General features: G+C 69.9%; 17 protein-coding genes and 3 tRNA genes. 11 read left to right on the top strand and 9 right to left on the bottom strand.

Annotation, left to right across the window (positions count from 1 at the left end):
* Positions 1-44 precede the first annotated feature (44 nt).
* Both OHT61_RS16695 and OHT61_RS16690 read right to left on the bottom strand, forming a co-directional pair.
* Entirely contained in the window at positions 45-1,247 is a 1,203-nt protein-coding gene (locus OHT61_RS16695) for a restriction endonuclease subunit S (protein WP_329039271.1), read from the bottom strand.
* Positions 1,244-2,764, bottom strand: a complete 1,521-nt coding sequence (locus OHT61_RS16690) for a type I restriction-modification system subunit M (RefSeq protein ID WP_329039268.1) — start codon at positions 2,762-2,764, stop codon at positions 1,244-1,246. The genes OHT61_RS16695 and OHT61_RS16690 overlap by 4 nt, the downstream gene beginning before the upstream one ends.
* A 339-nt stretch (positions 2,765-3,103) precedes the next feature.
* Here OHT61_RS16690 and OHT61_RS16685 point away from each other — a divergent pair, with 339 nt between their 5' ends.
* Both OHT61_RS16685 and OHT61_RS16680 read left to right on the top strand, forming a co-directional pair.
* Complete coding sequence (locus OHT61_RS16685) at positions 3,104-4,045, top strand: DUF3800 domain-containing protein (protein WP_329039266.1); 942 nt, start codon at positions 3,104-3,106, stop codon at positions 4,043-4,045.
* A 103-nt stretch (positions 4,046-4,148) separates the two neighbouring features.
* Positions 4,149-4,682 carry an NUDIX hydrolase gene (locus tag OHT61_RS16680; protein WP_329039265.1) on the top strand — a complete coding sequence of 178 codons (534 nt, stop codon included), beginning with the start codon at positions 4,149-4,151 and terminating at the stop codon, positions 4,680-4,682.
* Here the strand turns inward: OHT61_RS16680 and OHT61_RS16675 are convergent.
* Positions 4,660-6,006, bottom strand: coding sequence for a hypothetical protein (locus OHT61_RS16675; protein WP_329039263.1), 1,347 nt, complete (start codon positions 6,004-6,006; stop codon positions 4,660-4,662). The two genes, OHT61_RS16680 and OHT61_RS16675, sit on opposite strands and share 23 nt — an antisense overlap.
* A 323-nt stretch (positions 6,007-6,329) precedes the next feature.
* Here OHT61_RS16675 and OHT61_RS16670 point away from each other — a divergent pair, with 323 nt between their 5' ends.
* The 4 genes from OHT61_RS16670 (at position 6,330) to OHT61_RS16655 (ending at position 9,093) form a co-directional block, all read left to right on the top strand.
* Positions 6,330-6,659, top strand: a complete 330-nt coding sequence (locus tag OHT61_RS16670) for a hypothetical protein (RefSeq protein ID WP_329039262.1) — start codon at positions 6,330-6,332, stop codon at positions 6,657-6,659.
* A 193-nt stretch (positions 6,660-6,852) separates the two neighbouring features.
* Positions 6,853-7,977, top strand: a complete 1,125-nt coding sequence (locus OHT61_RS16665) for a radical SAM protein (protein ID WP_329039260.1) — start codon at positions 6,853-6,855, stop codon at positions 7,975-7,977.
* Positions 7,974-8,138: a hypothetical protein gene (locus OHT61_RS16660; protein WP_329039259.1), complete on the top strand. Its 165-nt coding sequence runs from the start codon at positions 7,974-7,976 to the stop codon at positions 8,136-8,138. Before OHT61_RS16665 ends, OHT61_RS16660 begins: the two co-directional genes overlap by 4 nt.
* An 88-nt stretch (positions 8,139-8,226) precedes the next feature.
* Positions 8,227-9,093: a GNAT family N-acetyltransferase gene (locus tag OHT61_RS16655; RefSeq protein WP_329039258.1), complete on the top strand. Its 867-nt coding sequence runs from the start codon at positions 8,227-8,229 to the stop codon at positions 9,091-9,093.
* A 411-nt stretch (positions 9,094-9,504) separates the two neighbouring features.
* Here OHT61_RS16655 and OHT61_RS16650 read toward each other — a convergent pair.
* Positions 9,505-9,577: transfer RNA gene (locus tag OHT61_RS16650), tRNA-Arg, on the bottom strand.
* A 251-nt stretch (positions 9,578-9,828) separates the two neighbouring features.
* Positions 9,829-9,919: transfer RNA gene (locus tag OHT61_RS16645), tRNA-Ser, on the bottom strand.
* A gap of 387 nt (positions 9,920-10,306) precedes the next feature.
* On the opposite strand from OHT61_RS16645, the gene OHT61_RS16640 reads away from it, so the two are divergent.
* Positions 10,307-10,774 (top strand): SSI family serine proteinase inhibitor, encoded by a 468-nt coding sequence (locus tag OHT61_RS16640; protein ID WP_329039257.1) that lies wholly within the window; start codon positions 10,307-10,309, stop codon positions 10,772-10,774.
* A gap of 559 nt (positions 10,775-11,333) precedes the next feature.
* Positions 11,334-15,377, top strand: a complete 4,044-nt coding sequence (locus OHT61_RS16635; protein WP_329039256.1) for a response regulator — start codon at positions 11,334-11,336, stop codon at positions 15,375-15,377.
* 147 nt (positions 15,378-15,524) lie between these two features.
* Here the strand turns inward: OHT61_RS16635 and OHT61_RS16630 are convergent, their stop codons facing one another.
* The 3 genes from OHT61_RS16630 to OHT61_RS16620 form a co-directional block, all read right to left on the bottom strand.
* Complete coding sequence (locus OHT61_RS16630; protein ID WP_329039254.1) at positions 15,525-17,171, bottom strand: long-chain fatty acid--CoA ligase; 1,647 nt, start codon at positions 17,169-17,171, stop codon at positions 15,525-15,527.
* A gap of 169 nt (positions 17,172-17,340) precedes the next feature.
* Complete coding sequence (locus OHT61_RS16625; RefSeq protein WP_329039251.1) at positions 17,341-17,895, bottom strand: SigE family RNA polymerase sigma factor; 555 nt, start codon at positions 17,893-17,895, stop codon at positions 17,341-17,343.
* 213 nt (positions 17,896-18,108) lie between these two features.
* A complete protein-coding gene (locus OHT61_RS16620; protein ID WP_329039249.1) occupies positions 18,109-18,426 on the bottom strand; it encodes a hypothetical protein in 318 nt (105 codons plus the stop codon).
* A 245-nt stretch (positions 18,427-18,671) separates the two neighbouring features.
* Between OHT61_RS16620 and OHT61_RS16615 the strand changes: the two genes are divergently transcribed.
* From OHT61_RS16615 to OHT61_RS16605, 3 genes are all read left to right on the top strand, one after another.
* Positions 18,672-19,553 (top strand): bifunctional DNA primase/polymerase, encoded by an 882-nt coding sequence (locus OHT61_RS16615; protein WP_329039248.1) that lies wholly within the window; start codon positions 18,672-18,674, stop codon positions 19,551-19,553.
* Positions 19,554-20,266: 713 nt separating this feature from the next.
* Positions 20,267-20,818 (top strand): SigE family RNA polymerase sigma factor, encoded by a 552-nt coding sequence (locus OHT61_RS16610; RefSeq protein ID WP_329039247.1) that lies wholly within the window; start codon positions 20,267-20,269, stop codon positions 20,816-20,818.
* The gene (locus OHT61_RS16605) at positions 20,815-21,324 is read left to right on the top strand and encodes a hypothetical protein (RefSeq protein WP_329039245.1); all 510 of its coding nucleotides are present in this window, start codon (positions 20,815-20,817) and stop codon (positions 21,322-21,324) included. The genes OHT61_RS16610 and OHT61_RS16605 overlap by 4 nt, the downstream gene beginning before the upstream one ends.
* 299 nt (positions 21,325-21,623) lie before the next feature.
* Here the strand turns inward: OHT61_RS16605 and OHT61_RS16600 are convergent.
* Positions 21,624-21,708, bottom strand: a tRNA-Ser gene (locus OHT61_RS16600).
* Between the last annotated feature and the right edge of the window lie 3 nt (positions 21,709-21,711).

Below are 21,711 nucleotides of genomic sequence, written 5' to 3'. Positions count from 1 at the left end.
GTAGTGCGCGGTTGGTGCTGCGCACCGGGTACGGCGAGAGCGACTTACGCCGCTTCGCCGGTGGCTTCATGATCCCAGAGAGTGCCGGAGAAGGCACGGTGCTGAAGGGATGTGAAGAGTTCTTCGAGCGTCGCGAGGTGGGCGCGATGCTTTCGCTGACCCCCTCGAATCTGTTCGAGCGACTCCTCGAAGCGGCATTGGCTCTTCATCGAGGGTACGAATACTGGCAGCACCTTTACGTCTTGCTGATTAATGCTCGACTGATTCACTGCATCCTTTGCCGATTCAAGGATGCGCCTTCGCATAAATCCCGACTGCAGATACTGCTCAATAAAGACAGGACGCGCAAGAGAAGGATCGACGCGAACTCTCATCATATTTGATTCAAATACGGAGCCCTTAGGAACCTCTCCAACCATCACAGACTTGCCGAGATGGCTACGACTATTCACGCGGTTGATGATAATATCGGACTGTCGGAGCCCGTAACGCTCTTGTTCTAGCAGACTCGCGTTGACTAGCCGCCATTGCGATGCGGGCTTCAATTCTCCCGCCTGAAAAGAATCGATTCTCAGGATGGGAACGCCGTCACCGTAATCTCCCGCAGGCTTATACAATCCATTCTGCGGACCATCCAAGATCAGGTCTCCGAAACTACGCTGCTCCCATCCCATTGGGTTTCTTGCAGGATCACCGAACATATCAAGGAAGATCGACTGGGCGAGAACACCAAGGAGGGCGATCGCTTCTCGGCGCTTAGCGCGGAGCGCGTCTACCTGGTCGAGGACGGCGGCGATGCGCTTCTGCTCCGCAAGGGCCGGAAGCGGAATCTGAATCTTCGCCAGCTCCTTTGGCGCTAGGCGGGGAAGGTTGGCACCCGTTGCTCGAGAGTTTGCCAGCTCTACCATTCTGGGTTGCCGCAGGAAGTGTAGGAGGTACCTACGCTCCAGATGATGCCCCGGGCGCACCGGAAGAATATCCGTACTGCAAACACCGGCAAATTCAGGCGCCGCAATCTTCCCAAGATACGGCCGGAGCTTCCCATAGAGGATATCTCCGGCGTTGAATTTAAATTTAGAGCTGGACACTTCCTCTGATCCTACGGTGGCAACACCGATAATCCGTCCACCGCGTTCAAGGTGCTCCAACCCCAGGTATTTAGTCTCGGGAGGGAGATCGCGGGGCTCGACCACAGAACGAGCGATTTCGGCAACCTCACCCAAAGCTGCCTCACTCCATTGGCTCACGTCAGCATTCCCTTCAGCCCCTCTGTGTCCTTGACGATCTCCTCGTTTAGTTGCTCCAGATCCGCTAGAATATCCTTCGGCGTGCGCGTCACCATTTCCTCGTGGACGAGTTGCTTGTAGCGGTTTAGGGAAAGGTCGTATCCCTGGGTCGCGATGTCCGACTTAGGCACGCAGAAGCTCTGCTCAGTCCTCGCCCGGTTCCTCTCCGCGCCATCCCGTTCCTGCCAGCGTGCCAGGACGTCGGGGAGGTTGTTCTTGAGACGTTCGTCCAGCGTCAGCGGGTCGCCTTGCGGGCGGACGCCCAAGCGCTCCTCTGGCAGCAGCGCGTTGCGCTTGTCGTCCAGGCTCAGACCATCCGCCTGAACGTCGTAGAACCAGACGTGGTCCGTGCCACCCGAGTCCGTCTTCGTGAAAAACAGGATCGCTGTCGACACACCTGCGTACGGCTTGAAGACCCCGCTCGGGAGCTTGACCACTGCCTGGAGTTGCTGTTCCTCTACCAGGATGCGGCGTAGCTCCTTGTGCGCCTTGGTCGAACCGAACAACACCCCATCGGGGACGATGACGGCCGCCCGACCACCGGGCTTAAGGAGCCGCAAGAACAGAGCCAGGAAGAGCAGTTCCGTCTTCTTTGTCTTGACGATGCGCTGGAGGTCCACCGCTGTGGACTCGTAGTCCAGGCTCCCCGCGAAAGGCGGGTTCGCGAGGATCAGGGAGTAGCGCTCGGCCTCGGCGGCCGCGTTCTCCCCGAGCGAGTCGCGGTAGCGGATGTCCGGGTTCTCAATGCCATGTAGCAGCATGTTCATCGAGCCGATGCGCAGCATCGTGGGGTCGAAGTCAAAGCCATGGAACATCGACTCGTTGAAGTGCTTGCGCTGCTCCACCCCGAGCAGGGCGTCGCGGTGCACCCGCTGCACGTATGCCGCCGCCTGCACCAGGAAGCCGGCCGTGCCGCACGCAGGGTCGCAGATCTCGTCGCGGGGCCCCGGCTGGGTCATCTCGACCATCAGGTCGATGATGTGACGCGGCGTGCGGAACTGGCCGTTCTGGCCAGCCGTGGCGATCTTCGCGAGCAGGTACTCGTAGATGTCGCCCTTGGTGTCACTACTGTCCATGGAGATGCCGTCGAGCAGGTCAACAACCTTCGCCAGCAGGTTGGGCCCCGGAATGGTGAACCGGGCGTCCTTCATGTGGTGGGAGTACGTCGATTCGTCCCCGCCCATGCGACGCAAGTACGGGAAGACACCGTCAGCAACGAGCCCGTACATGATCTCGGGGTCCTTGACCTTGAAGTTCTGCCAGCGCAGATCCTGCTGGTCGTCCGAGAAGAAGGGGTCCGGGTCGGGCTTACCCGTTGCGGTCGCCTTGCGGTCCTTGCGGGTCTGGATCTCGTCCAGCCGCTTGATGAAGAGGAGGTACGTGATCTGCTCCATCACCTCCAACGGATTGGAGATGCCACCCGACCAGAACGCGTCCCAGACGCGCCCCACTTTGCTCTTCAGCTCGCCCGTAATCACAGAGAGGATCCTACGGCCCCCGAACCACACGCCAGCCAGACTTGACAAGTCCGACTGCACCAACCTGCGCCTGAAGACGTCGGCCTCCGCCCCCACGCACCGTCTACCCGGCCCGCCGCCCCACAGCGTCACCGTCGCGCCCACCGCCTCGGCGGCCTTCCTTGGCTTCGCCCGTCAAGGTTGACTGAAATCCATACCACCAAACGTGTTCTCGGCTTGACCGGCCGTAGCCATTCTCGGCAGGATCGGACTCAGCAAGCAAAATATCGCGCATAAGGCTGCGCAGACCCTGTGGCCGTCCCTTCGGGGGCGGCCACAGACGTGTCCCAGGGAGGCTCGGTGCATCTGTGCTACATCGACGAGGCGGGCAACGGGCAAACGCTCGATCCCGTGAGGCCGGACGCCCCTCCGGTCCTCGTCGTCGGCGGATTCACCGTGCCCCGGGCCCAGGTCAAGTCCCTCACCTGGGCCTTCCTTGCCGTCAAGAAGCATTACCGGCCGCAGTTGCGGTACGCGGACCAGCTCTCCGAGGTGATCCAGCACGAGATCAAGGGATCAGACGTGCGCAAGAACCTCCGTGTGGGCAATCACGGCTGGCGGCGTGCGGCCATGGAGCTGGTGGCTTCACTGCTCGACACGTTGGAATCCCACGAAGCCCGGATCCTCGCCCGAGTGTGGATCAAAGAGGAGGGCCTGGCGTTTGACGAGTCCGGGGTCTACCCGGCATCCGTTGCCGCGCTGAACGAGACCTTCCAGGCTCAGCTCGCCCACGAGCACTCGCGCGGCATGATGGTCCTCGACAGCCGCACGAAGGTGAAAAATGCTCCAAATGTGCACTGCGTGACCACCCGCAAGTACCGCACGGGCGGTGACAGCCTCCGCGGGGTCATCGAGTCGCCGGTCTTCGGCCACAGCGACACCCACACGCTCCTCCAAGTCGCCGACCTCGTGGTGTCCTCCCTGCTGTTCCCCATCGCGTGCCATGCCTACCTGAGCGACGTGACTTGGAACGTGCACTGTGATGACGCTTACCAGCCATTGCGGGAGCAGTTCGGGCAGCGATTGAAGAAGCTGCAGTTCCGGTACCAGGACCCCATGGGGAAGTGGCGCGGCGGGATCGTCGTCTCCGACCGGCGGACCCAGCAGTCGTCCAGCCTGATGTTCGGACCTAAGGAGACGGTCACCATGCCTACTACGGCGATCCCGGGGCAGCCAGGAACTCCGGCCCCTGAGCGGCGCGAGGCCGAGCTGAATACCGGTTTGCCGCCTCTTCTGCAGTAGGGATGTCCTCCTCTATTGGTCAGGTTGACGTTAAGTCGCCGAAGTCTGCTGTCTTCGAGCCTCGCTCTGCAATGCTGGAGGCCGATCGAGAGGGGCCGCAGCGATGCAGTGGAAGATCCACGGGGAACGTCCGATCTATGAGAACGCATGGGTGAACGTGTGGCTCACCGACGTCGAGACGCCGGACGGGAACCGCTGGGAGCACCACGTCGTCAAGCTCCGGCACCTGGCCGTGGCTGCCGTGGTCAACGAGCGACGCGAGGTGCTGATGATGTGGCGGCACCGCTTCATCACGGACGCCTGGGCGTGGGAGCTGCCCATGGGCCTGGTCGAGGAGGGCGAGACGCCGGCCGACGCGGCTGCCCGTGAGGTGCTGGAGGAGACCGGCTGGCGCCCCGGCCCGATCAAGCCGCTGATCTACGCCGAGCCGGCCAACGGCATCACCGACTCCCAGCACCACGTCTTCCGGGCCGACGGGGCGACGTACGAGGGTCCGCCGACCGAGAAGAATGAGTCGGACCGGATCGAGTGGATCCCGCTGGCCGACGTGCGGGGCATGATCGACCGTCGCGAGGTCGTCAGCAGCGGGTCCCTTGTCGGGCTGCTCTATGTCCTCATGGACGAGGCGATCCGCTGATCTGACGGGGCAGCACTTCCCTAAGCCGGGACTCGAATGCCACCGCAGCCGGTTCGCGGCGGAAGGGCTCCAGCTGTTCGTAGAACTCCCGGAGGTGGCCGGCGACTCGTTGTGAGCTGACGGCCGCCGCCGGGACCAGGGCGTCCATGGCCGTGTGGCACGCCTCGTCGAGTTTGCCGCGCTGGAGCTGGGTGCGGGCGAGCCAGAAGGCGTGGAAGGCGCGGCCTCGGTGGTTCGTCTGGTGCTCTCGGCGGAGGGCGTCCGCGATGAGGGGTTCGGCGAGGGCGGCCTCGCCCAGGCGGCCGTGCGCGATGCCGGTGTCCACGATCAGCTTCGGTTCGTCGAAGTAGGCGACCCATGCCGGGTCCGGATCGCTGGCGCCGATCCGTCCGAACTGGGTGTGGGCTTCCGAGATCGCGGTGTGGGTCGCGCCGTGGTTGCCGAGGGTGGCGTGGGCGAAGGCTTCGCGCATCGCGAGCATGGCCAGCACGCGCGGTGTCGTCCCCGCGGCCGTTCGAGCCTGGTCCTGGGCTGCCGTGACGAGTGCGAGGGCGTCGCCGGGCTTGTCCTGGTAGGTGGCCTGGAGGCTCATGCAGGCGAGGACGTTGGCCATGAACTGGCGGTCGTCAATGGCCTTGGCCAGGCCGAGGGCTTCGGTGAAGTAGGCGCGTGCCTGGTGGTACTGGCGGGCGTCGAAGTAGGTCCATCCGGTGAGCCGTGCCAGCTCGGCCGCGATGCTGTGCAGGCCGTCCCGTAGAGGAGCCGGTCGCTGCTCCTTGAGGAGGTCGACGACGTAGCGGAGCTGGCCGACGACTGCCGGCCGTAAGGTCTCGCCGCCGTGCTCGTCGTCCCGGCGCCAGTAGTCCGCGATCGACGAGTGCAGCGCGTCCAGCGTCGAAGCGCTGAGATCCCGCTCGGCAGCAAGGGCGAGGATGCTGTCGACGTCCGCTCCTGGTAGTCCTGCGACCAGCGGCTTCACGGCTGAGGTCGGCACCTCGGCCGGTTCGCGGGGCGTGACCGTCAGGCTGGGCGGCGTCTCCCAGGAACGACGGGCAAGGCCGAGCATGTGTCCGGGGATGCGCAGTCCGTCAGAAATCCGTTCGATCACGCCCATGTGCAGCAACTGCCGCCGTCCGGCGATCACCTCGCCCACGCGGCTCGGGGTCAGGTCGCAGCGACGCGCGACCATCGACGGATAGATGCCTGCTCGTGCCTTGACCAGCTGAAAGATGCGGCCGAAGTCTCTGGCCTGGCATGCCTCGATCATCACTGGGTCCGTGAGCAGGCTGACCGGGAGTTCCTTCGAGCGAGATGGCTCGGGCATCGGGCACGCTCCGGCATGAGGACTACGGATCGCTGCACTTGGTCAACCGAGGGTGATGTTACCCAAGTTGGGTAATCCGCTTGGCCTTTCTGGCCGGACCCGCGGATCGCGATGCTCCTGACCATGGCGAACGGACAGGACGACGTACGGATGACTTTGCGGGTCTCCCGCGACTCCGGCCAGACGTGGGGACCTCTTACGGAGGTACACGTGGGCGAAGACCCGATAGTCCCGGAGAACCCGGGCAGCTACCCGCCGTGCGTCTGCCCCCGGTGCTCGCAGCAGGAACGGAATGCCGTCGCGTCCTTCCGGATGGTGTCGTGATGCGGTGCGCGCACTGGCACCGGGTGCCCCTCGAACTGGCACGGGAAGCGCGGGAGAAGTCGGCCGCCCCGTACATCGACAGAGCAGTGCAGTGTCAGTTGTCCGCGCACGACGAGGGTGAGCACTTCGGTCTCCTCACCGACGCCGGGGCATACGGGACCGCGCTGTGGCTCCGCTGGCACGGGACAGACGAGACGGAACTCGTCGCACTGCCGGACTGCCCGGTGACCGCCCCGGGGCCTGACGGCGAGGGCTGCTGTCTGTTCGCCGACCACACCAAACAGCACACCTGGGAAGACGCGATGGAGGAGGTCTCGTGCACCAGCTGATCGCGAGCCCGCACAAGCCCCAGCGCCCTCGCTCACCTCGCAACGAACAGTGCGGGGACTGCGGTGGCAGCGGCGCCAACTCGTCCGGCAAGACCTGCGGCACCTGTAACGGGCTTGGCGAGATCCACTGCCGTTCCGGCCGCCAGGAGTCCCGCGTGCTGTCCCGCTCCGTGATCCGGAAGGAGGGCCACCGATGGCCCACGCTCTGATCGCCTCCCCGTTCCTCGACGGACACCTTCTCCTCAAGCCGGGAGCACGGGCCGGCGCCCGCATCTCCGCCGACCACTTCGAGGGTCTGCGCCAAGCCGCCATCGGCGGTGAGTCGCTTCCCGCCTGGGCGGTGCAGACCGCCACCGACCTGTGGGACCTGGACTTGGTCAGCCGACCCGCACAGGGCACGGTGCTGGTGCGCGAGCCGTCCCCGTACGGCTACTGCCGGGCCTCCTGGGAGATCAACCTCGGCTGCAACTTCGGCTGCAAGCACTGCTACCTCGGCGAGCGGCCCTTCTCCGGCCTCGGCTGGGACGACAAGGTGCGGCTGCTCGACATCATGCGCGAGGCCGGCGTCCTCTGGCTCCAGATCACCGGCGGCGAACCCACCATGGACCCGGACTTCCAGGGCGCCTACCGGTACGCCTGGCAGGCCGGGATGATGCTCACCATCTCCACGAACGGCTCGCTGCTCTGGCGGCCGGACCTCCTCAAGCTCTTCCGGGACTGCCCGCCATACCGCCTGGTGGTCAGCATGTACGGGGCGAGTGAGGAGTCCTTCGACACGCTCACCCAGCGCCGCGGTGCGTGGAAGGCGTTCCGGCGCGGCATGGACGCCGCCCGTAAGGCTGGCCTGCCGCTGCGGATCAACGTCGTGGTGACCGAGGACAACGCCTCCGAGGCCGACGAGATGGCCGCCCTCGCCGACGAGTGGAACGTCGAGAACCACGCGTACACGAACATGACGCCCACGATCTACGGCGGTGGTGAGCCGCTGCTCGCCCAGTCCGCCGCCCATCTGCGCCAGCGCAAGCCGTTCGCCGGCTGCAACGCCGGACACACCTTCTTTCACGCCGACCCGCACGCCAAGGTCTCGATCTGCAAGGTCGGCCGCGATGACCAGATCGACCTGATGGCCGAAGGCATCGACGGCCTCACCCGGCTCGGCGCCATCGCCGACCGCCTCATGCTTCGCACCGGTGGGTGCGAGGGCTGCGCCCTGTCCGGCACCTGCCGGGTCTGCCGCCCCCTGGCCAAGCACTACCAGGAGGCCAAGGCGCCGCTGCACAGCTACTGCCAGCATGGAGACAAGGAGAACGCCTCATGACCCCGCCCGTACCGGTGACCATCCTCCCCGGCCCGCCGACCTCGGCCCGCCGCACGGCCCCGCCCGTCGCGACCGCGTCGATCACCGCCGTCCAGGACCTCGACGTGATCGTGGAGAGCGCGGAGTGCTCCTGCGACGCCGGGGACGACAACCCCCACTGACCAACACGATCCGGTCAACTCCGTTCAGGCCCCGACGTGCTCGCGTCGGGGCCTGAGCCCTGCCCGGCTCACCATTAGGGTGCCGCTCATGTTCTTCCGCTGGCACTGGCTCCGGCCCCAACTGACCGCGCCGATCGTGCCGACTCTCGGTCCTGTCCACCCCGACGCCCTGACCGTCGGAATCTTTGAGGGCGTCCTGCGAGCGGCCTACACCGGTGGCTTCCTGCCCTACGACAAGGACCGGCGCTGGGGCGGCGAGAAGGACGAGCAAGTCCTTCGCGAGGACGTGGTGCATCAGCCTGAGCGCACCCTCATCCCCACCCTGACCCGGCGCGGACGCGGCACTCTGAAGGTCTTCGCCTACGGGCTCCCCGACGGCGTCGTGGATGAGGCCGCAGAGCTAGCCGCGAAGCTCGCCGCCGGGTACGGCGTGGCAGGCGCCCGGGTCGTACGCCCCCTCGGCCCCGAGACCACGTATCCGCGCGGCACCCGCATCCAGCTGAAGGATTTCACCACCGGCTCCTGCCCCGCCCCCGATGGCCCGGTCCGGCCCATCACCGCCTGGCCGACCGCCGCGCAGGAGACCTTCGCCCCGTTCGCCGAGGCCATGGCCGGCGACGGCCTGTCCTTCCTCCACGCCCAGATGCAGGCCGGCCGATGCGGCCCGGTTCTCGCCGCCGCAATCGAGGACCGCATCGTGGGCGCGATCGGCCCCATGGAGATCCAGCCCGACGCCATTGGACGCCCCCAGCTCATGCCCCAGTACTTCGCCGTCCTCCCCGAGGCCCGAGGCCAGGGCCTGGGACGCGTCCTGTGGCGGGCAGCCATGCACTGGGGCCAGTCCCACGGCGCCGCCTACCAACTCCTCCAGACCGAGATCGGCGGACCCTCCGACCAGCTGTGCCAGGCCGAAGGACTCACCTCCCTCGGCTTCACCTACGCCATGTCCGCGTAGCTCCGGACCGCGACACCTTCTCTGGTCGGCTGCCCCGTGCCGTGGCGACTTCAGCCACAGAAAGTCAGCCACGACGGCGGGTGCGCCGAACAAGCACCCGCCACGTGTGTCTCCAGCAACCACCCGCCGGCCCCGGCCACGCTTCCCCAGTGCGTCACGGTCTCGGTCACGTTGCAGCCTGGGCGCTGCCGTCAACCTCGCCTGGACTCCCAGCGCTCCGCCTTCGACCGCGTCGGGGACGCGCTGAGGGGTGACGGCAATGGGCCGGACGATGACGGCGGCGCGGCCGGTGTCCTCGTAGCCGTCTGATCGGTCCGGCAGCGGCCCTTCGAAGCGGTTGCCGTCAATCACTGCCGTCACGACACACGACAGAGGCCCTCAGGATCTCTCCTGAGGGCCTCTGGCCTGCTGTGCACTCGGCAGGATTCGAACCTGCAACCTTCTGATCCGTAGTCAGATGCTCTATCCGTTAAGCTACGAGTGCGTGGTCGCGGTGTTGGCCGGTGACCTTGCTTCCCGGTTTTTTTCTCCCCGGTCGGCGTTGCGAGAACAACATTACATGACCTGCGCCGTCACGCGAAATCCATTAGGCACACCACGCCTGACCTGCGAAAACACCCATCTGGAGCAGTTACCTCCGTCGCGCCGTCCCACCCGCGCACCCCCTCGTACCGCGAGCAGACGGCCAGGGAACGACCGAAGCCCCGTGCCGGTGGCACGGGGCTTCGGATCTTGCGGAGGCGGAGGGATTTGAACCCTCGATGGGCTTTAAGACCCAAACCGCATTAGCAGTGCGGCGCCATAGACCGGACTAGGCGACGCCTCCAGCACACCCCGCGCGAGCGCGAGTGGTGCGTGCAGATGATGACACAGACGAGCGCGCTGTCACCAATCGCTGCTCACGGTACTAGGCAGGCGGGTGGCGAGGCAAAGCGCCCCGGGCAGATGTCGCGGGCCCGCCGGTCCGGGACGACCGGGGCACCCGTCACCTCCCGGAGGCCCGCAGCCCCGGCCCGCACCGCGGCGACCGCGGCATGGGCGGCCGTTCCGGTCGGCCCCCCAGGAGTTGCGCAACGTGCGGACGTACGGAGCGTTAGAGAGGCGAGGGCTCCGCCCTCCGTCCGTGACCCGTGTGCCCGGTGCGCCCGCAGTCCAGGTGCGTGCCGGAGCAGACCGGCGCGCCCCCGGGTGCGCCAGAGCAATGGAGCCCCGCATGCTGCGCCGTCTCACCCTCACCGCCGTCGTGTCCGTCGCCGCGCTGACCGCCGCCACTCCCCTCGCCAGCGCCGCGGCCCCCTTGGTGCCCCTGCCCCCTCTCCCCATCCTTCAGGGGGACTGGCCGGCCGCGGACACGCAGACCAAGCTCACGGTCACGGTCTCCGAATCCGGCAACCCCGCGGCCGACGGTGTCTTCGAGCTGGAGTGCGACCCCGCGGGCGGAAGCCACCCCGCCGCGCAGCGGGCCTGCGACCTGCTGGACGAGGCGGCGGAGTCGGGCGACAACCCCTTCACCGCCACGGACCGCAACGCGATGTGCACCCAGCAGATGGGCGGACCCGCCGCCGCCCGGGTCGAGGGGACCTGGCAGGGGCAGAAGGTGGACGCCCGCTTCAGCCGCGCCAACGGATGCGAGATCTCCCGCTGGAACGCCCTCGTGCCGGTGCTCCCGTCGGCCAGGTGACCTGACCCGTCCCAGGCGCCCCTCGCGCGTACGAACTCTCCCCCACGCGTACGGCACGAGTTCTCTCCACGAGGGGCGCACCCTGACGGCACGAGCGGCACGAGCGGCACCCGTCGGGCTCCGCCCCGGACGTCCCGGACGTCCCGACGAAGATCTCGCCCCCTCCGGCCGTCGTTCCGCACCCGCCGCGCGACCGGCCCGCCGCGCCCCCGTAGCCGGTTCGGCGGGGCGTGCGCCGGGACTTCGGCCGGCCGCGGCGGCGCACAACGGGGCGTGAAATCGGTCGCCCCGAGGTGCGGGACCGCCGCTTTCCGGGCCCTCGGCCGCTCGGTTCCGGCATGCGCGGAGCCGTATCCGGGCACGTCAGAAGGGGCGCGCGAGGGCACGTCGAGGACCACCGGCGTACACCGTGTGCACAGAACCTTGGTGAGAGCTCCCCCTCATCCGCCGCCCCTCACGCGCTCCCTGCCTTTAGACTCCTCCAGTGACAGCCTGAGGCCCGAGGGGCAGGATGGGGCCCGCTGTCGGCAAGGTGCGGTATTCAGGGAGGAAGCGTCTCGTGAGCAGCAGGCCATCCCGAGGCGCTGCTCGCCTCGCAGCCATACTCGATGCCCTCCCGGACGGGCTCCTGCTCGTCAACTGCAACGGCACGGTCGTCAACGCCAACACCATCGCCCTCGAGATGTTCGAGACCCCGGGCACCGCGCTCGTGGGACGCGGACTGCTCGACCTGCTTCCGGAGTTCGACTCCAGGCTGATCCCCGGGTCGATGCGCACGCCGGACGCCGCGGACGAGCAGGGCCGGACCAAGCCGACGCGCATGGTCGCCCGCCGGACCGACTCCACCGAGTACCCGGCCGAGGTCACCAGCGCCTCCCTGGACAGCGGGCAGGCTGGCTACAACGACATCCACTCCAGCTACACGGGCGACGAGCTGCTCATGCTCGTCGTACGCGATCTCTCCGGCACCGTCGACACCGAGGCGGAGCTCGCCCGTTCGCAGCGGCAGACCGAGATGATCCTGCGTGCCGCGTCCGAGGGCGTCGTGGGCACGGACACCGACGGCCGGGTCGTCCTGGTCAACCCCGCCGCCGCGCAGATCCTCGGCTTCCGCGCGAGCGACCTCGGCGGCAGGGAACTCCACACGCTGATCCTGCACTCGCGGGCGGAGGGGGAGCCCTTCCCGTACGACGAGTCGCCTCTCGCGGACACCCTGCGGTCCGGCCGCAAGCACCGGGTGCGCGGACAGGTGCTCTGGTCCAAGAGCGGGGCGCAGGTGCCGGTCGACCTGACCACCGCACCCGTACGCGACGGGGACCAGCTGGTCGGCGCCGTCATGACGTTCACCGACCGCAGGCCGTTCGAGGAACTGACGCAGCAGCACACCGGCGAGGTGTCCGGCCTCACGGAACAGCACGCCGCCGAGATCGCCGAGCTCACCGAGAAGCACCGCGCCGAGGTCGAGGCGCTGAACGAGAAGCACGCGGCCGAGACCGCCGACCGCACCGAGCGCTACGCCTCCGAACTCGAGGACAAGACCGAGCGCCTGGCCGATCTCGGCGAGCGTCACACCCAGCTGACCGCCGTCCTGGGCGAGTCGCTGCGGGGCCCCCTGGAGGAGCTGCGGGGCGAGCTCTCGGCGCTCGCGGCCGACCCGGCCGGCCAGCTCTGGCCGGAGGCCAACCAGATCCTGCACCACCTCGCCGCGGGCTACGCGCGTATGACGACGCTCGTCGACAACGTCCTGAGCTACCAGCGGCTGGACAGCGGCACCGAGGTGCTCGGCAAGCAGCTGGTGCTGCTCGACTCCGTGGTGACCGCCGGCATCGACGGCGCGGTCGAGCTGATCGGTCCCGGCCGTGCGCAGTTCGCGGTGCACGCGCCGCCGATCGAGGCCGAGGTCGACGCGGGACGCCTGGTGACGGCGCTCGCCCATCTCGTCGCGGACGTCGCCGGGGTCGACTCCACGGGCAAGGCACGGCTGGTCCCGGGGGGCGGCTACGTCGACTCCACCGTGGTCGTGGCGGCGGCCCAGCGGGGCGATGTGGTCAGGATCGAGGTGCGCGGTCCGTTCGCCGGGGGTGACCCGGTGCACGTGCCGATCGTGCGCGGGATCGTACGGGCGCACGACGGCGTGCTCCAGACGCACGAGATGCCGGGCATGAGCGGCAGTGCCTACGTCCTGGAGGTGCCGATCGGCGCGGGCGCGGGGACGATCGCGCCGGTGCCGCTCCCGGTCATGGAGGAGCCCGCCGCCCCGGGACCCGTGACTCCAGGGCCCGTGGCCCCGGAACCCACGCCCGGTCCGGCCCCGGAATCCGCGCACGAGCTCGCCCCCGCGCCCGCGCCGGAACCCGCACCGCAGCCCGCCCAGGGCGGACGCCGCCGGGCGCGCAGGGCCTCCACGGACGCGTTCCTGGACAGCGCCGTCGAGGGTCCCGCACCGGACGGGGACACCGCGGCCGCGGAGCCCACCGGACGGCGCAGGGCCCGCAGGGAGCCCTCCGCACCGCAGGAGCCGCAGCCCGAGACGGACATGACCCCGTCTCAGCAGGGCGGGGGCTCCGGTCGCAGGCGCGGCCGTCCCAGCCCGGCGGAGGCCGCAGCCCCGGTCCAGGAGGACCGCGCCCGGGAGGCACTGGCCCTCCCCCCGGCCGCGTCGGCGGGCGCCTCGGAGGGGTCCGTGGTGACCTCCGCCGAGGGCGCGCAGGGAGTCGGCGGACGCCCCCAGCTCGGGCAGACCGTGCCGCCGCAGGGCGTGCCGAACCCCACATCCGGCCGGACGGGGCGTCAGGGCTCCGCCGAGCAGGCCGCCCTGCCCGCTCTCGCCTCCGCCGATGCCGGGCAGGGCCAGCAGTCCGGCGGCCGGCGTGCCCGGCGCGCTCTCTCGGCCGCGCAGGAGCGCTCGGCCGCCGCCGAGCCCACAGGGCCGCGTACCCCGTTCGCGCTGCCCCCGGCAGCCGCGGACCGTGTCCCGCCCATGGCGACGGGCAGCCCCGTGGTGGCACCTCCTCAGGCGGTGCCGCAGACCGTGCAGGCCCCCGCACCCGCCCGCCCGGACGGCCGGCCCGCCCAACCGCAGCTGCGCCGCCCCGGGACGACCCGGCCCGACGTGCAGGCTCCGCCCGTGGGCGTCGCGCCGGGCGAGCGCCACGACGCCGTACGGAACGAGCCGGACGCCGATCACACCCCGCCGCAGCCCCACCCCCTGCCGTCCGGCCGCCGCAGGGCACGCCCCGCCGAGGCGCCCGAGGCCCAGGCGGCCCCCGGGCAGCCGCTGCCCGTCGTCCCGCCGCAGCCCGACTGGGCGCAGTCCGGCACGTCCGGTCAGGGCCTGGCGGGGCTGGTGCCCGAGGACGGCGCCGAGACGCCCGGCGACGAGCCGTGGGAAGCCCCGGGCGCCACGGCGCACACGACGGGGACGGCTGCTCCGGCCGACGGCGGCACCCGGGCTCCGGACGGGCTGCGCAGGCCGCTGCCCGCCGAGGAGCCGATGCCGTCGTCCGACTCGACCCAGGGCCGTGCGTTCAGCGTGCGGACACTGGGCCAGGGCGTGCCCTTCGCTCAGCACCTCGCGCACCAGCAGAACCAGACGCTGGGCGGCGCCGGACGCCGGCGCAAGCTCACCGCACCGCCGGAGGCAGAACCCGCCGCGCAGGACGCCCCGGCTCCGGTGCCGCCGCAGCCCGCGGGGGCCCAGGGGAGCACCACGCAGGGTTCGGGTTCCGGCCGTCTGCTGTCCGCTCCGGCGTCCGAGGGCCGTTCGTACGCGATAGGCGCACCCGACGAGGGTGCGGAGGGGCCGGAGCCGCTGGACGGCCCCGGTGGGGCCGTGGAGGTGGCCAACCGGCCGCAGCCGCAACCCGTCGACGACGAGATGCCCCCGGAGCCCCTGGACAATCCGCGCCGGCTGCTCGTCTGGCCCGCGCCCGACGTCTCCACCCAGCAGGCCCTCAGCGACCGGGGATACCGCCCGGTGATCGTGCACTCGCGGGAGGAGGTCGACGCCCAGATCGCGGCGTTCCCCGCCGCGCTGTTCGTCGACCCGCTGACCGGCCCGATCACCCGTACGGCTCTGCAGTCGCTGCGTCAGGCCGCCGTGGCGGCCGAGGTTCCGGTGCTGGTGACGGCAGGCCTGGGGCAGGCCACGAGGGAGGCGGCGTACGGCGCCGACCCGGCGGTACTCCTCAAGGCGCTCGCCCCGCGCGACAGCGACCAGCATCCCCCGCGCGTCCTGGTGATCGAGGAGCACGAGCCGATCGCGCTGGCGCTGACGGAGACGCTGGAGCGGCGCGGCATGCAGGTCGCCCGGGCCTCGGGCGACAACGACGCGGTCGAGCTGGCCACCCGGATCCGGCCGAACCTGGTCGTGATGGACCTCATGCAGGTACGCCGCCGCCGCGCGGGGATCATCGACTGGCTCCGGGCGAACGGCGCGCTGAACCACACCCCGCTGGTCGTCTACACGTCGGCCGGTATGGACGAGTCCGAGCTTCCGAGGCTCGCTTCGGGCGAGACCGTGCTCTTCCTCGCCGAACGTTCGACGAGCGACGAGGTGCAGTCCAGGATCGTGGACCTGCTGGCGAAGATAGGCACGAACTGACCGTCCACCGCACGACGGACACGGCGGACACGGGCACGGCGGACGGCGGGCACGGGCACGGCGGGCACGGCACGAGGGACGGGGGCGGTACGGGAGGACCCGTACCGCCCCCGTCCTGTACCGCGGCCCGGGCCCGGCCGCTTCCGCTCAGAGCCGCGTGACGTCCAGCTCGCCGGCCGCGTACTGCCGGCGGATCACCTTCTTGTCGAACTTGCCCACGCTCGTCTTGGGCACCGCCGGGATGACCGTCCAGCGCTCGGGCAGCTGCCACTTGGCGACGGACTGGGCGAGGAACGTCCTCAGTGCCCCGTAGTCGGCCGTGGCGCCCTCCTTGAGCACGACGGTCGCGAGGGGCCGCTCGCCCCACTTGTCGTCCGGGACGGCGACGACCGCGGCCTCGGCCACGTCCGGGTGGGCCATGAGCGCGTTCTCCAGTTCGACGCTGGAGATCCACTCGCCGCCGGACTTGATGACGTCCTTGGCCCGGTCGGTGAGCGTGAGGAAGCCGTCCGCGCTGATCACGCCGACGTCCCCCGTCTTCAGCCAGCCGTCCTCGCTGAACTTGTCCTCGGGCCGCAGGTCCTCGCCGTCCGCGCCGCCGTAGTACGCGCCGGCGATCCAGGCACCGCGGACCTCCAGCTCACCCGCGGACTCGCCGTCCCACGGCAGGTGTTCCCCGCCCGGACCGACCAGACGTGCTTCCACACCCGCCGGGAACCGGCCCTGCGTGATGCGGTACGGCCACTCCTGCTCCTCGGTGAGCCCGGCCGGGGGGTTGGACATGGTGCCGAGCGGAGACGTCTCCGTCATGCCCCAGGCGTGGCAGAGCCGTACGCCCAGCTTGTCGTACGCCTCCATCAGGGACGGCGGACAGGCGGCGCCGCCGATGGTGACGCTGGCCATGGAGCTGAGGTCGCGCGGCTTGGCGGTGACCTCGGCGAGCAGCCCCTGCCAGATGGTCGGGACGGCGGCCGCGTGCGTGGGCCGCTCCTTCTCGATCATGTCGGCGAGCGGCGCCGGCTGGAGGAAGCGGTCGGGCATGAGCATGTTGACGCCGGTCATGAAGGTCGCGTGCGGCAGTCCCCACGCGTTCACGTGGAACTGGGGCACGACGACCAGGGTCGTGTCCTTGTCGGTCAGACCCATCGACTCGGCCATGTTGACCTGCATCGAGTGCAGGTAGACCGAGCGGTGGGAGTAGACGACACCCTTGGGATCGCCGGTGGTGCCGGAGGTGTAGCACATGGCGGCGGCCTGGCGTTCGTCCAGCTCCGGCCAGTCGAACGTGGTGGGCCGCCCGGCGATCAGGTCCTCGTAGTCGTGCACCCGGGGAGCGACGCCCTCCAGCACGGAGCAGTCGCCGGGCCCGGAGACCACCACGTGCTCGACCGACGGCAGGTGGGGGAGCAGCGGTGCGAGCAGCGGCAGCAGCGAACCGTTGACGAGGACGACCTTGTCGTCGGCGTGGTCGACGATCCAGATCAGCTGCTCGACGGGGAGGCGCAGGTTGAGCGTGTGGAGCACGGCGCCCATCGAGGGGATCGCCAGATACGCCTCGACGTGCTCGGCGTTGTTCCACATGAGGGTCGCGACGCGCTGGTCGCCGTCCACGCCCAGCTCGTCGCGCAGAGCGTTCGCCAGGCGTGTGGCGCGTTCGCCGATGTCGGCGAAACTGCGCCGGTGCGGCTCGGGCTCGCCGGTCCAGGTCGTCACCTGCGACTTCCCGTGGATGGTCATCCCATGGGTCAGGATGCGGGTGACAGTCAGCGGTACGTCCTGCATGGTGCTCAGCACGGCGTCCTCCCGGTGGGCGCTACGCGGCGGTAAGGGTGCGCTGATTCTGCTCACATACCAAGCGGTATGTCACTACTTCCGGGAGTACGAATCGATGTCGGCCGGCATGACCGGGCGGGGCGGGGCGCCGCGCGGGAAGCGGCGGGGGGCCGCCGCGGGCGGGGCGGGGTCACCGTACGGGGGTGAGCTCCGGGTCCTCGCGGAGCTTCCCCAGGGCCCTGGAGACGGCGCTCTTGACCGTGCCGACGGACACCCCCATCACCTCGGCGGTCTGCACCTCGCTCAGGTCCTCGTAATACCTCAGGACGACCATGGCGCGCTGGCGGTCCGGCAGCTTGAGCACGGCCCGCCACATCGCGTCGTGCAGCGACTGCTGCTCGGCGGGGTCGGGAGCGGGCGGCGCCTCCTTCTCCGGCAGCTCCTCGCAGGCGAACTCGTCGACCTTGCGCTTGCGCCACTGCGACGTGCGGGTGTTCACCAGTGCGCGGCGCACGTAGCCGTCGAGGGCCCGGTGGTCCTCTATCCGCTCCCAGGCGACGTACGTCTTGGTGAGGGCGGTCTGCAGCAGGTCCTCGGCGTCGCTCGGGTTCGCGGTGAGGGACCGGGCGGTGCGCAGCAGCACGGGCCCCCGCGCCCGTACGTACGACGAGAACGACGGATAGCGGCGGTGTCCTGCGGATGCGGCGGCCGCCCTGGAGGCACCGGCACAGACTGGCGTGGTCATGTCTCCACGCTAGGAGCGGGTGCCCGCGAGGGGATCGGCCCCAGGTCCCGAAGCGACGTCCGCCTCAGGTTGTAGGGGTGGGGCGGGCTCCACCTCCTGAAGGTGGAGGGCGCCTCCACCGCCCTCAGGGTCCTCACCCCGGGGACGCCCGCTCCCCCCGGGGCGGGACCTGCCCGTGCGGCGGTGGCGGCCCACCGCCGCACGGGCCCCCGGTCACTTCACCCAGAGCGGCGAGAAGGTGACGTAGACGAAGGTGGTGGACTGGTCGATGTAGGCGAAGGGCGATCCGATCACCTGCGCGGAGTTGCTGTGGTTCGAGGCACCCGCGCCCACGGCCTGCTGCTGCGAGGTGGACGAGTTGCCGAAGTTGTCGCCACCGACACCGCCGGACCCGATGGTCGCCACTCCGGCATTCGATCCGTCGCTCGCCAAGGCGCCGTTGTCCGCCGCGGCGACTCCGCCGAACAGGGCGACGGCCAGCGGCGCGGCCGCGAGGACGGTGAGGGCGCGGGCGGTACGGGTACGTGCCATGTGAATTCCTCCAGGAACCGGAAAACGGCTTGGTACGGCTGGATCCGGAGCGGCCGGCCGACCGCTCCGGCGCTGGTCGCGACGTCGCGGTGCAGAACTGCCCACCGCCTCCCGGGCGAACCGCGGGGGCCCGCCGGTTCCCCCGCACGGATGAGGGACGCCGGTCAAACCCCGCACGGCCCGGCGCTATCGGCCCCCGCACGCGCCCCCTTCCCTTCTTCGAACGCCTGTACGAAAATGGGCGCATGGCCATCACCGACCGGCAGACCGCCACCCTGGCCCTGGCCCATGCGCTCTCGGCCGCCGAGCGCGGGCTCCCCGTCTTCCCCCTGTCCGCCACCAAGCTCCCCGCCCTGCGTTCCCCGCACCACGGCGACGTCCCGCCCGTGCGCTGCCGGGGGGAATGCGGGCTGCCCGGCCACGGCGTCCACGACGCCACCACCGACCCGTCCGCCGTCCGCGCGCTCTTCGCCGTCGCGCCCCGGGCCACCGGCTACGGCATCGCCTGCGGACGCCCCCCGCACCGCCTCATCGGCATCGACCTGGACATCGACACCACCCACGGCAACGACTCCGTCGCCGCGCTCCGGCACCTGGCACTCGAGCACCTGTTCACCATCCCGGCCACCGTCACGGTGCTCACGCCCAGCGGCGGCCGGCACCTCTGGCTGACGGGCCCCCCGGGCGTCACGGTGCCCAACTCCGCCGGCCGCCTCGCCCCCGGCATCGACGTACGCGGGGCAGGCGGCTACCTGGTCGGGCCGGGCTCGGTGACCGCGCACGGCCGATACCTGCTGGCCACCGGCACCGCCCACCTCGCGCCGGCCCCCTGCCCCAGCGCCCTCCTGCACCTGCTCAGGCCGCCCCCGCGCCCGCACCACCCCACGAGCCGGAACTCCCCCGCCCGACAGGGCCAGGGCCTGGTCCGGTTCGTCCGCGCGGCGCACGAGGGCCAGCGCAACACCCGCCTGTTCTGGGCCGCCTGCCGCGCGTACGAACACGGTTTCGGCGACGCGCTCGCGGACGCCCTCACCGACGCGGCGGTCAGCACGGGCCTCAGCGCGCAGGAGGCGCGTGCGGCGATAGCCTCGGCGGCCCGGCTCACGACACCGCGGCGGACGGCCTGATCGCACGGCTCCGTCCATCAGGCCCCCGCACCGCGCCGGACCGGCGCCTGATGACGGAACCCGAGCCCGCGGCCATCCTCAACGCTCTGCCGCCGGCCGCTGTCCGTCACCGAGGTCGCCGCCTCGCTGGACCTGCGGTGGGGGTGATCCGGGTTCTGCTCGGAGACCTCCTCGACGTGAACGCCATACGGATCCGGGAACCGGCGGATCCGCACGGGTGCCCGAGCCTGGATCTCATACGGAGGTGCTCGATGGGCTCCGAGCGCTCTGGAGCAGGCGACCCACCGGCCCTGGGCCCGGTGACCAAAGAAGAACCGAAAGGTATGACGGCTATGCCAAGAGTCTTGTCCGAGGACTCCTCGGCCCGGACCCCCGACAGCCTGTCCCAGGCGGTGAAGATCCTGATCGCCGGCGGTTTCGGATCGGGAAAGACCACCCTGGGGCTACGCGCGGCCTGCGTGACGCATGGTTCGAAGTGGCAGTCTCCCGCCGGGCCTTCGGTGGCCCGCGCATGGCCGGCTCGCGGCAGGTCGGCTCCCCCGAGGACGCCCGACGGACTGCCGGACCCACTCCCACCCCCGCACCAGCCGGCGGCGGGGGCCTGTGACCCAGGTCTCACGATGTGCGTGCAGCACACGGAGCCGCTATCCCGTTGGGGAGGGGTGACAGGAAGGGATGGGGATGTGGATCTGGCAACCGAGCGCGTTATCCGTATGAGAGTCCGTGAGTCCGGGCCGGCAGAAGCCGAGTCGGCGTACGACTTCCACGACTTCGTCGTCGCCCGGTCCGCCGTACTGTTCCGCGGGGCCCTCGTCCTGACGGGGAACCGCGACGCCGCGGAGGACTTGGTCCAGGAGACCCTGGAACGGGCCTGCCGCAAGTGGCGCACCATCGCCGCCAAGGACGCTCCCGAGGCCTACGTGCGGCGGATCATGGTGAACCTGGTCAACGACAGGTGGCGGAGGTTCCGTCGCACGGCCCCGCACCAGGACAGCGGCGAACCTGCCGCCCCCGGGGACCAGTACGGACAGGTGGACACGAGGGACCAGCTGGTCCGGGCCCTCCAGGGCCTGCCGACTCGCATGCGGACGGTCGTGGTCCTGCGGTATTTCCACGACCTGCCGGATGACGAGATAGCGGCGGACCTGAAGATCTCGCCCAGCACCGTGCGGTCGCAGCTCGCTCGCGGGATCGACAAGCTCAGAGGTCAGTTCCCCGCACTCTCCAGCCCTTCACCACCGCAGCCGACGGAAGGAATCCGATGAGATCACCCGACTCTCAGCCTTCCGGCTGCGGACTCTTCGAACAGGAACTGGTGAACGCCATGAACGACTTCGTGAAGACCGCCGAGACGCCGCACTTCGACACGGCCGTCATCAGGCGCGGGGCCCGCCGCAAGCAGGCCATCACCACCGCGGGCATCGCCGCCGCCCTGATGGTGGCCTGCGGCGCGGGCACGGCCCTGGCCACCAGCGCCACGGGCGGCGCTTCGCACACCCAGGTGCAGACCGCCGCGACCAGCACCGCCGGCGACGGCACGACCGTGCTCGTCCGCAACAGCAACGGAAAGATCGTCAGGCAGCAGCTGGCCGGCGCGAGCTCGACGGCCGCCAGGGCGGCGCTCGTCCGCTACGGCCTCACGCCCGCCTTCACCCGGGTGAAGATGTCCGACTGCGCGAAGCAGCAGGATGCCGTGGCCGCGGTTTCGCCGCACGCCCCGACGGTCGTCCACTCCGGTGACACGATCCTCATCACCACCTGCTACCGCTGAGCCCAGCGGAACCGGCCTGACCGGACAGAGGAGCGAAAAGGGTGGTGGCCCCGTCGGAACCGGGGCCACCACCCCCCGCATTCCACCACGCGTGCACCCCCGAGCGATGGGCGCACCGCGTGCTGTCGGGGTCGGCCGGCACCGTCGAACGCGGCGCTGAGCCATCGGGACACCCCTGGCCCCAGGTTGGCCGCGCCGTCCTCCCGGACCGTGCGTACGTGGTGGACCAGGGCGAACGCAGAGGGCGGGCCTCCGTACCGGAGACCCGCCCTTTGACCTGCTACTTCGCTGACCTGCTGCGGTGGGTGTGGGATTTGAACCCACGGTGACTCGCGCCACGACGGTTTTCAAGACCGTTCCCTTAGGCCGCTCGGGCAACCCACCCCG

The sequence above is a fragment of the Streptomyces sp. NBC_00178 genome (assembly GCF_036206005.1).
GTDB lineage: Bacteria > Actinomycetota > Actinomycetes > Streptomycetales > Streptomycetaceae > Streptomyces.
Note: the sequence above shows the minus strand (reverse complement) of the source record. Positions and strands in the feature narration are given on the sequence as shown.

Coding starts and splice junctions, on each gene's coding strand:
- OHT61_RS16605 (WP_329039245.1), top strand. CDS start 20,815: ATGAGATCACCCGACTCTCAGCCTTCCGGCTGCGGACTCTTCGAACAG.
- OHT61_RS16610 (WP_329039247.1), top strand. CDS start 20,267: ATGAGAGTCCGTGAGTCCGGGCCGGCAGAAGCCGAGTCGGCGTACGAC.
- OHT61_RS16665 (WP_329039260.1), top strand. CDS start 6,853: ATGGCCCACGCTCTGATCGCCTCCCCGTTCCTCGACGGACACCTTCTC.
- OHT61_RS16670 (WP_329039262.1), top strand. CDS start 6,330: ATGCGGTGCGCGCACTGGCACCGGGTGCCCCTCGAACTGGCACGGGAA.
- OHT61_RS16660 (WP_329039259.1), top strand. CDS start 7,974: ATGACCCCGCCCGTACCGGTGACCATCCTCCCCGGCCCGCCGACCTCG.
- OHT61_RS16675 (WP_329039263.1), bottom strand. CDS start 6,006: ATGCCCGAGCCATCTCGCTCGAAGGAACTCCCGGTCAGCCTGCTCACG.
- OHT61_RS16655 (WP_329039258.1), top strand. CDS start 8,227: ATGTTCTTCCGCTGGCACTGGCTCCGGCCCCAACTGACCGCGCCGATC.
- OHT61_RS16625 (WP_329039251.1), bottom strand. CDS start 17,895: ATGACCACGCCAGTCTGTGCCGGTGCCTCCAGGGCGGCCGCCGCATCC.
- OHT61_RS16620 (WP_329039249.1), bottom strand. CDS start 18,426: ATGGCACGTACCCGTACCGCCCGCGCCCTCACCGTCCTCGCGGCCGCG.
- OHT61_RS16680 (WP_329039265.1), top strand. CDS start 4,149: ATGCAGTGGAAGATCCACGGGGAACGTCCGATCTATGAGAACGCATGG.
- OHT61_RS16640 (WP_329039257.1), top strand. CDS start 10,307: ATGCTGCGCCGTCTCACCCTCACCGCCGTCGTGTCCGTCGCCGCGCTG.
- OHT61_RS16615 (WP_329039248.1), top strand. CDS start 18,672: ATGGCCATCACCGACCGGCAGACCGCCACCCTGGCCCTGGCCCATGCG.